This window comes from Algoriella sp., from assembly GCF_036647415.1.
Lineage (GTDB): Bacteria > Bacteroidota > Bacteroidia > Flavobacteriales > Weeksellaceae > Empedobacter.
The window spans coordinates 43438-51628 of the sequence record NZ_JAVXKG010000027.1 but is presented as its reverse complement, the minus strand read 5'-3'; the positions used below and the strand labels follow the sequence as shown (position 1 = coordinate 51628).

General features: G+C 32.0%; 9 protein-coding genes and 1 pseudogene. All 10 read left to right on the top strand.

The window, feature by feature from the left end; translation table 11 throughout:
- Nucleotides 1-545, top strand: a pseudogene (locus tag RSC72_RS11645) (MlaD family protein); the annotation flags it as partial.
- Nucleotides 546-594: 49 nt separating this feature from the next.
- Nucleotides 595-1920, top strand: coding sequence for a (Fe-S)-binding protein (locus tag RSC72_RS11640; protein WP_332545554.1), 1326 nt, complete (start codon nucleotides 595-597; stop codon nucleotides 1918-1920).
- A 64-nt stretch (nucleotides 1921-1984) separates the two neighbouring features.
- A complete protein-coding gene (locus tag RSC72_RS11635) occupies nucleotides 1985-2413 on the top strand; it encodes an LNS2 domain-containing protein (protein ID WP_332545550.1) in 429 nt (142 codons plus the stop codon).
- Nucleotides 2414-2443: 30 nt separating this feature from the next.
- Nucleotides 2444-3232, top strand: a complete 789-nt coding sequence (locus RSC72_RS11630; RefSeq protein WP_332545552.1) for a (Fe-S)-binding protein — start codon at nucleotides 2444-2446, stop codon at nucleotides 3230-3232.
- Between the two features lie 210 nt (nucleotides 3233-3442).
- On the top strand, nucleotides 3443-3910 hold the full coding sequence (locus RSC72_RS11625) for an ABC transporter ATPase (RefSeq protein WP_332544419.1): 468 nt from the start codon (nucleotides 3443-3445) through the stop codon (nucleotides 3908-3910).
- 110 nt (nucleotides 3911-4020) lie between these two features.
- Nucleotides 4021-4623 carry a LemA family protein gene (locus RSC72_RS11620; protein ID WP_332544417.1) on the top strand — a complete coding sequence of 201 codons (603 nt, stop codon included), beginning with the start codon at nucleotides 4021-4023 and terminating at the stop codon, nucleotides 4621-4623.
- 5 nt (nucleotides 4624-4628) lie between these two features.
- Complete coding sequence (locus RSC72_RS11615) at nucleotides 4629-5069, top strand: TPM domain-containing protein (protein WP_332544415.1); 441 nt, start codon at nucleotides 4629-4631, stop codon at nucleotides 5067-5069.
- Nucleotides 5050-5859 (top strand): TPM domain-containing protein, encoded by an 810-nt coding sequence (locus RSC72_RS11610; protein WP_332544413.1) that lies wholly within the window; start codon nucleotides 5050-5052, stop codon nucleotides 5857-5859. Before RSC72_RS11615 ends, RSC72_RS11610 begins: the two co-directional genes overlap by 20 nt.
- Before the next feature lie 30 nt (nucleotides 5860-5889).
- A complete protein-coding gene (locus RSC72_RS11605; protein WP_332544412.1) occupies nucleotides 5890-6483 on the top strand; it encodes a hypothetical protein in 594 nt (197 codons plus the stop codon).
- A gap of 97 nt (nucleotides 6484-6580) precedes the next feature.
- Nucleotides 6581-7948 (top strand): dGTP triphosphohydrolase, encoded by a 1368-nt coding sequence (dgt, locus tag RSC72_RS11600; RefSeq protein WP_332544411.1) that lies wholly within the window; start codon nucleotides 6581-6583, stop codon nucleotides 7946-7948.
- Nucleotides 7949-8191: the final 243 nt, after the last annotated feature.

Below are 8191 nucleotides of genomic sequence, written 5' to 3'. Positions count from 1 at the left end.
CACCAACACAAGTCAAATTAGACAGTGTTTTATTAAGCTTTAACCAAACATTAGGAAGTGTAAATAAAGTATTAGACGCAGATACTCAACAGGATATTAAAGCAATGTTGAAAAATCTAAATCATACAGTTGATTCATTCGATAAAACAGCACAATCCTTAACAGCAACATCAAATAGTGCAAATAATTTGATTAAAACAAATGAAAAAACACTAAATTCAACTCTTAGCAATGCAAACGCAACATTAGCTTCTGCAAAAACAACAGTTGATAAATTTGGAAAAACGGCTGATAAATTAAATTCATTAGAATTAGAACAGGTTATTAAGAATTTCGAAAATGCATCTAAAAACCTAAATACATTGTTGGAAGATATGAACAATGGAAAAGGATCTTTGGGTAAATTGGCAAAAGACGACGGAATTGCAAACGAATTGGAAGCGACAATAAAAAACATGAATTCTTTGGTTGAAGATTTAAAGAAAAACCCAAGTCGTTATGTTAATATTTCTGTTTTCGGAAAAAAACAACAAGTACAACCGTAAGACGAAAATATAATACTCAAAAACTCACAAAAAAAGACGAATAAAAATGATGAAATACATTCCAAATGTAATCTTTCTCTTGCTTATGATAGGCAGTTTTTGGTTTTTTGCACAAAATGTAAAACGCCTGATACGTAATATCAAATTAGGAAAAGAAATCGATCGTTCTGACCATCCATTAGAAAGGTGGAAAACGATGGCTCGTGTCGCCTTAGGACAAGGAAAAATGACGGTTCGTCCGTTAGCAGGTATTCTACATATTTTTGTTTATGTAGGATTCGTTTTAATCAACATCGAAGTCTTAGAAATCATGATAGACGGTATTTTCGGAACACACCGTGTACTAAGTTTCATGGGAAGTTTCTATAACGGAATGATTGGTTTCTTCGAAATTCTTGCGTTCTTAGTAATGGTTTCTTGTATCATTTTTTGGTGCAGAAGAAACATTGTAAAACTTGCTCGTTTCTGGAAACCAGAAATGAAAGGTTGGCCAAAAGACGATGCAAACTACATTCTTTTTATGGAAGTTGCATTTATGTTGGCATTATTTACAATGAATGGAGCAGATCAAGTTTTACAACAAATGGGTGCCGAGCATTACACAAAAGCAGGTTCTTTTCCAATTTCTTCATGGTTAACAGCACCGATTATTCGTCAATTTAACGACATCACATTTATTACAATTGTAGAAAGAGCAGCATGGTGGTTTCACATCATCGGAATCTTCTTTTTCTTAAATTATTTATATTATTCAAAACATTTACACATCATTTTGGCTTTTCCAAACACATGGTTTTCTAAATTAGAACCAAAAGGAGAATTCAATAATTTACAATCAGTTACAGCTGAGGTAAAAATGATGATGGATCCAAATGCAGATCCTTACGCTGCACCTACGGAACCACAAGGAGAGCCAGAAACATTTGGTGCTAAAGATGTTTTTGATTTGAATAGAATACAATTACTTAATGCCTACACATGTACAGAGTGTGGTCGTTGTACGTCCGAATGTCCAGCAAATTTGACAGGAAAAAAATTATCTCCTCGTAAAATTATGATGGACACACGCGACCGTTTAGAGGAAGTGAGCAAAAACATTGATACAAACGGTAGTTTTGTAGATGATGGTAAAATGTTAGTTAACGATTACATTTCACCAGAAGAATTATGGGCGTGTACTTCATGTAACGCTTGTACGCAAGCTTGTCCTATCAATATCGATCCATTATCAATTATTGTTGATTTACGTCGTTATTTGGTTATGGAACAATCTGCTGCACCAAACGAGTTGAACATGATGATGACAAATGTCGAAAACAATGGAGCTCCTTGGCAATTTAACACAGCAGATAGATTAAACTGGGCAAACGAATAACAACTGTAAAATACAATTACTCATTTTCGAAACTATTAATTACACAAATAAACACAACATAATTATGGAAGATTTTTTGGAAGAAAAGATAGAAAACGGAGAAAGAGTGAGTCCTATTTTACCAGATAATGTCAAAAATTATTTAATTGATATAGATGGAACAATTTGCGATGATATTCCAAACGAAGAACCAGAACGTATGTTAACAGCAGAAGTTTATCCTGATGCTTTGTTAACGCTAAACAAATGGTACGATGACGGACATATTATCACATTTTTCACATCTCGAACAGAAGAACATCGTGAGTACACTGAAATTTGGTTGAACAAGCATGGGTTTAAATATCATGGACTTTTAATGGGAAAACCTCGTGGAGGAAATTACCATTGGGTAGACAATCATTTAGTAAAAGCGACACGATACAATGGTAAATTTACAGATTTGGTCGAAAAAAATGTCTCAATTCAAGTTTTTGATGACGGTAAACATTAAACCAAATCCAATCTAATAATACACAAAATTATGTCAGATATTACAGTTAAAACAATGGCTCAATATATGGCCGAAGGTAAACAACCAGAAGTTTTGTTCTGGGTTGGTTGCGCCGGAAGTTTTGATGACAGAGCAAAAAAAATAACACGTGCATTTGTTAAAATATTAAATAACATCGGAATAGAATTTGCAGTTTTAGGTACAGAAGAATCATGTACGGGCGATCCTGCAAAACGCGCTGGTAACGAATTTGTTTTCCAAATGCAAGCCATGATGAACATTGAAGTTTTGAATGCTTATGACGTTAAAAAAATTGTCACAACTTGTCCGCATTGTTTCAATACATTGAAAAATGAATATCCAAGTTTAGGTGGAGATTATGAGGTTTTACACCATTCGCAATATCTTCAACAATTAATTAATCAAGATAAATTAAAGATAGAAGGTGAGGTTTTCAAAGGAAAACGAATCACTTTTCATGATCCTTGCTATTTAGGTCGCGGTAACGATGTGTACGAAGCGCCTCGTGAACTAATTGAAAAATTAGATGCTGAATTAGTCGAAATGAAACGTTGTAAAACACGTGGATTATGTTGTGGAGCTGGTGGAGCGCAAATGTTCAAAGAACCAGAAAAAGGAAACAAAGACATTAATATCGAACGTACAGAAGAAGCCTTAGAAAAAGAACCACAAATTATCGCAACGGGTTGTCCATTCTGTAATACAATGATGACTGATGGAGTAAAACACTTCGAAAAAGAATCAACAGTTGTTGTAAAAGATTTAGCTGAATTGATAATGGAAGCAAAAGATTTATAATCTAATTTTTAATCACAATAGAAATCTATGTTACTATGTGGTTAGATATAAATAAAATTGAAAAACCATCTCGAAGAGATGGTTTTTTGTTATGTAAAAATTTAACTTTCTAACATCTAACATCTAACATCTAACATCTAACATCTAACATCTAACATCTAACATCTAAAATTTCCGTATCTTTGAACAATAATTATAAACAAGGGAAAAATGAATTTAGCAGACGATTCAAGAATTTGGATTTTTCAAGCCAATCGTAAATTCTCAACAGAAGAAAAAGAAATAATCAATTCTAAACTAAATAATTTTATTGCAGATTGGAATGCGCATGGAGCTGAACTTTTAGCTGATTTTGAATTGCCTTACGATCAATTTATTGTAGTTGGTGTAGACGAAAACCAAGCAACTGCGAGTGGATGTTCTATCGATAAATTAACAAAATTGGTGCGCGAACTTGATGCAGATTATCAATTTGATTTATTGAACAGAATGTTAGTTTCTTATGAAAATAATGAAGAAGTTTTGATTGAGAAATTACCAACTTTCAAACAAAAAGTGAAAGATGGTGAGATAAAAAATGTAAAAGTTTTCAATAACGGAATTTCATCTTTACACGATTTCAAACAAAATTGGTTAGTTCCATTAGAAGAAAGTTGGGCAAAAACCTTGTTAAACTAAGATTCTTACCATAAAATATTTACAAAGCCGAGTTTTCATAAGCTCGGCTTTATTTTTGTTAAATGATATCAAAAAAATACTATTTTTACTTATTAATAAATTTAAAAACTATGAAAAGCAAAGGATGTCTTATTGGTGGTGTTATTCTTCTTCTTTTAGCAGGAGTTGTATTCTGGGGAATTGGAATTTCAAATAGCATCAAAACAACAGATCAAGGTGTACAAAAACAATGGTCAAACGTAGAGAATACGTATCAAAAACGTTCAGATTTAATTCCGAATTTAGTTAATACTGTAAAAGGTGCAGCTAATATGGAGAAAGAAACCTTAACAGCGGTAATGGATGCACGTGCAAAAGCGACATCTAATCAAATTAAAATTGATGATGCAAGCCAATTAACTGATGCAAATATTGCGAAATTCCAACAAGCACAAGATCAATTAGGTTCTACATTAAGCCGTTTAATGGTTTCTGTTGAAAGATATCCAGACATTAAATTCAATCAAAACTTTACAGCTTTACAAGCGGAATTATCAAGTATTGAACAAGAAGTTTTATTTGAAAGAAAAAAATACAACGATGCTGCAGAGAAATTTAATAATATGATTGTTACTTTTCCTAATAGTTTAATCGCTGGTTTTACAGGTGCTACGAAAAAAGGTTATTTCAAAGCAGCTGCTGGATCTGAAAATGCTCCTAAAGTAGAATTCTAATCATTATGGGAAAAAAGAAAAACAAATTTCTTTCTTCAAAAGATGAAAAAAAAATAATCGAAGCCATACAAAAAGCAGAGAAAAATACAAGTGGTGAGATTCGAATTCATATAGAATTCGAATCTTCTACTAATCATTTTGACAAAGCTTTCGAGGTTTTTGAGCAATTAGAAATGCATAAAACCAAAGACAGAAATGGTGTATTGTTTCATGTTTCACCAACCGATCACAGTTTTACGATTATTGGTGACGAAGGAATTAACAATGCAACACCAGATGATTTTTGGGACGAGATCAAAAATGATGTTCTCAAGCATTTCAAAAAAGAACATTATGTAAAAGGTCTTTGTGAAGGAATTAAAAAAACGGGCAAAGCACTAAAAAAATATTTTCCTCACCAAAAGGATGATGTAAACGAATTACCAGATGAAATTAGCTACAATTAAATACTTTTTTCTAACATTTTTTCTTTCCATTTTAACTGTTTTTGGGCAAACTCCCGAAGAATTAGTTAATATGAAAAATCCACCACAAAAATTGGTGCAAGATTATGCGCATGTTTTTGATGCAATGCAACTAAAAGATTTAGAAGATAAATTGGTAGCCTATGACGATTCTACTTCGACGCAAATTTTGGTGTTGACGGTTGAATCTCTAAATGGTTATCCGTTAGAAACTTTTGGTAGTGAAATTCTTGAAAATTGGGGTGTTGGTACAAAAGGGAAAGATAATGGAGTTGTTATTGTTTTGAGCGAGCAAGATCGTAAGATTACAATCAGAACGGGATATGCGGCTCAGATTTATTTACCACCAAGTATCAACAAATCGATTATTGACAATGTAATTATTCCACATTTCAAGCAAGGCGATTATGCTGGCGGAATAGATGCAGGAGTAAACTCTATTTTTCAGGCTTTTTCAGGAAAGTATAAACAAGACAAACCAAAATCGAAAGAACCAGAATTAGATTGGGTTCCGATCATTTTCGCAATAGGATTTTTTATCTTTATTTTCATTATAATTTCAAAAGGCAAAGGAGGAAACAATGGTGGAAATGGTGGTAGAAAAAGAAGTTTATTAGACGATATTATCATTATGAATACAGGAAGTTCTGTTTTTGGAGGCGGTTTCGGTTCTTCTGGCGGAGGTTCATGGGGTGGTGGATCATCTGGTGGCGGATTTGGTGGATTTGGTGGCGGAAGTACTGGCGGCGGCGGTGCTTCTGGTAGTTGGTAGTAATGATTTTTTTTTTTTAAAAATAAATTTATGCGAAAATTAATTTTCAGTTTTCTATTAATTTTAATTGGTTCTATACCATTATTTTCTCAAAAAGTGTTTAATAAAAATTATTTATTTGGAGAGGAGAAGAAATTAGTAGCATTTGTTCCAATCATTCAGAATGATTTTAAAAAGAACGATGAAATTATTAATGATATTTTAAAAGATACTTTAAATTTAGCATATTTAGATGTGTCAAATCTAAGAACAAATTTAACTCCTGAATTACTTGATATATTAAAGAAAGTTGCAGTAAAAGACTATAAAACAAAAGATTTGAAAGAGTTTCCAAATTTGAAAACTATAATTAATGTAAGTGAAATTGAATATATTAAAAATAAATTTCTAAATGCAGATTTACTTATTTTTCCAATTGTTTTTAATGTTAGTCAACAAGGAGGAATGACATTTGGAAGTTCAAAATTTAGATTATATGATTTAAATTCAGGTGAATTTATTCATCAGTTTTCTGAAAAGACTAATGTTAATATTTCAGGTGATGCAGGTATGGAAATGATGACTGCATTTTTACTTATTAGTGAAAAAAGTGATTTGTTAGATAAAATTTCTAATAAAAAATAATAATGTAATTAACAAAATAATACAAAATCCGAACGAAACCGTTCGGATTTTTTTATACCTAAACTTTATTAAGTACCTTAGTTTTCTAATTTAATTTATGGAAATTCTAAATCATATTTATTCCAATCAACGCAGTAATACAAACGATACGTCGGATGCTCGCTCAGAATATCAGCGCGATTATGACCGTATTATTTTTTCGTCTGCATTTCGTCGTTTGCAAAACAAAACGCAAGTTTTTCCTTTGCCAGGAAGTGTTTTTGTCCACAATCGGTTAACGCATTCGTTAGAGGTTTCTTCGGTTGGGCGTTCGATGGGAAATTTGGTTGGAAAATTTATTTCAGAAAATTATAATTTATCAGATCAATCCCACGAATTTTATAAATACAGCATTCACGATGTCATTTCTGCGGGTTGTTTATGCCATGATATCGGAAATCCTGCGTTTGGACATTCGGGCGAAGATGCGATTGCGTCTTATTTTGATCGCCACGAAACAGATTTGAAACCATTTTTTACAGAAGCAGAATGGGCAGATTTAATCAATTTTGAAGGAAATGCAAATGCAATCCGAATTTTAACGCAGCAACAAAACGGAAAATCCGAAGGTGGTTTGCGTTTAACGTATTCTACGTTGGCTGCGATTGCAAAATATCCATGTGAATCGGTTGCGAAAGATAAAACGCAGTTACATCGTAAGAAATTTGGATTTTTTCAAGCACAAAAAGAAGCATTCCGAACAATTGCTGAAAAAACAAATATGATTTTGGAGCAAGATTCGCCAATTATTTACAAGCGACATCCATTTGTATGGTTGGTAGAGGCGGCTGACGATATTTGTTATTCGATAATTGATGTTGAAGATTCGCAACGTTTAGGAATTATTGACCATGATAAATGTCGAAAATTATTCTTGAATTTGGTCGAATCATTAGATCCTTCTCAAATTGATAAAACAAAAAATACGTTGAAATCTATTTCAGATAAAAATGATAGAATTGCGTATTTACGTGCAAAATCGATTAATTTATTAACGCAAAAATCGGTTGAAGTTTACCAAAATAATTTTGATCAAATTGTAAAAGGTGAATTCAAAACGGCTTTATTAGATGTCATCAAAAATGAAACAGAACAAGTTACAAAAAGAGTATTAGACGAAATTCAACGTTTTTCGATTGAGAATATTTACAATCATCGTTCAGTTCTCGAGATAGAAAATGCGGGTTATAATGTAATGTCAGAGTTACTTTCACAATTTATTCCTCCAATTCTTAAAGATGAAAAAGAACGCAAAACGTTTGAGAAAAAAGCATTGCGTTTGGTTCCAGCTCAATTTTTGTATGAAAAAGGAACAAAATATCAAAAAGTAATGGGAATTTTGGATTATGTTTCTGGAATGACGGATAATTATGCAACAGAATTGTATCGCCGTATCAAAGGAATCGAAATTGGAATGACGATTTAAGTTAGAAATTAGAAGTACGAATTTAGAATTTCGTCATGCTGAACTCGTTTCAACATTTTATTAGAATTATTAAACAAAGTGAAAATTGGTATCTAAATCTATGACGTTAAGAAAATTTATGTAGTGAAGGATTAGAATAATTTAATGAGTGATAGCGAATTTTTAAATTATTCCCGAAACTAAATAAATTTTTAGTCAAATAGATTTATAACCTTGATTTTTTTGATTCGTTTTTGTATCAAG

What these genes read in the sequence shown, in the direction of transcription:
- RSC72_RS11635 (WP_332545550.1), top strand. Translation starts at nt 1,985, where the DNA reads ATGGAAGATTTTTTGGAAGAAAAGATAGAAAACGGAGAAAGAGTGAGT.
- RSC72_RS11625 (WP_332544419.1), top strand. Translation starts at nt 3,443, where the DNA reads ATGAATTTAGCAGACGATTCAAGAATTTGGATTTTTCAAGCCAATCGT.
- dgt (WP_332544411.1), top strand. Translation starts at nt 6,581, where the DNA reads ATGGAAATTCTAAATCATATTTATTCCAATCAACGCAGTAATACAAAC.
- RSC72_RS11620 (WP_332544417.1), top strand. Translation starts at nt 4,021, where the DNA reads ATGAAAAGCAAAGGATGTCTTATTGGTGGTGTTATTCTTCTTCTTTTA.
- RSC72_RS11610 (WP_332544413.1), top strand. Translation starts at nt 5,050, where the DNA reads ATGAAATTAGCTACAATTAAATACTTTTTTCTAACATTTTTTCTTTCC.
- RSC72_RS11615 (WP_332544415.1), top strand. Translation starts at nt 4,629, where the DNA reads ATGGGAAAAAAGAAAAACAAATTTCTTTCTTCAAAAGATGAAAAAAAA.
- RSC72_RS11630 (WP_332545552.1), top strand. Translation starts at nt 2,444, where the DNA reads ATGTCAGATATTACAGTTAAAACAATGGCTCAATATATGGCCGAAGGT.
- RSC72_RS11640 (WP_332545554.1), top strand. Translation starts at nt 595, where the DNA reads ATGAAATACATTCCAAATGTAATCTTTCTCTTGCTTATGATAGGCAGT.
- RSC72_RS11605 (WP_332544412.1), top strand. Translation starts at nt 5,890, where the DNA reads ATGCGAAAATTAATTTTCAGTTTTCTATTAATTTTAATTGGTTCTATA.